Annotated in this window: 1 pseudogene; it reads left to right on the top strand. The window is 47.0% G+C overall.

From position 1 onward, the window contains the following. Positions 1–819: pseudogene (locus tag ACS8FC_RS16355) on the top strand (molecular chaperone HtpG); the annotation flags it as partial.

Raw genomic sequence — 819 nt, 5'->3', positions numbered from 1 at the left:
AGCTCTGATGATCAGGCGCCTGCTGGTGGCGAAATGGTGCTTACTGACGAGTGGGAAACCATCAATAAAGCCAGTGCACTATGGACTCGCTCAAGCTCTGAAATTGAAGACGATGAGTATGTCGATTTTTACAAAAACATCTCTTATGACATGGATGCGCCGCTTACTTGGACGCATAACCGTGTCGAAGGCCGCGTACAGTACACGCAGCTACTATATATCCCTAAAAAAGCACCGATGGATCTATACACTCGCGAGCAGCAGCACGGTCTAAAGCTGTATGTAAAGCGCGTCTTTATCATGGATGAAGCTGAGCAGCTGCTACCGATGTATTTACGTTTTGTGAAAGGGGTCATCGATTCAGCAGACTTGCCGTTGAACGTGAGTCGTGAGCTACTACAAGAATCGCGCGATGTAAAATCTATCCGTGATGGTAACGCCCGTCGTATCTTGACTTTGCTGGCCAGCCTTGCCAATAGCGAAGACAGCGATAAGCAAGAGAAATTTGCGCAGTTCTACGCAGAATTTGGCGATGTCATCAAAGAGGGGCTAGGTGAGGACGCCGGTAATAAAGAACGTATCGCTAAGCTATTGCGTTATGCCACCAGCACGCAAGATGGCCTTGAGACCAGCTTTGAAGATTATAAAGGTCGTATGAAAGAAGGCCAAAAAGCGATCTACTATCTCACCGCCGATAATCTAGCTGCAGCTAAAAACAGCCCGCAACTTGAGCTGTTTAAGAAAAAAGGCATCGAGGTTATTTTGATGACCAGCCGTGTTGACGAATGGGCAATGAACTTCTTAACCTCATTCGATGAC

Source organism: Psychrobacter sp. 1Y4, assembly GCF_051847555.1.
Note: the sequence above shows the minus strand (reverse complement) of the source record. Positions and strands in the feature narration are given on the sequence as shown.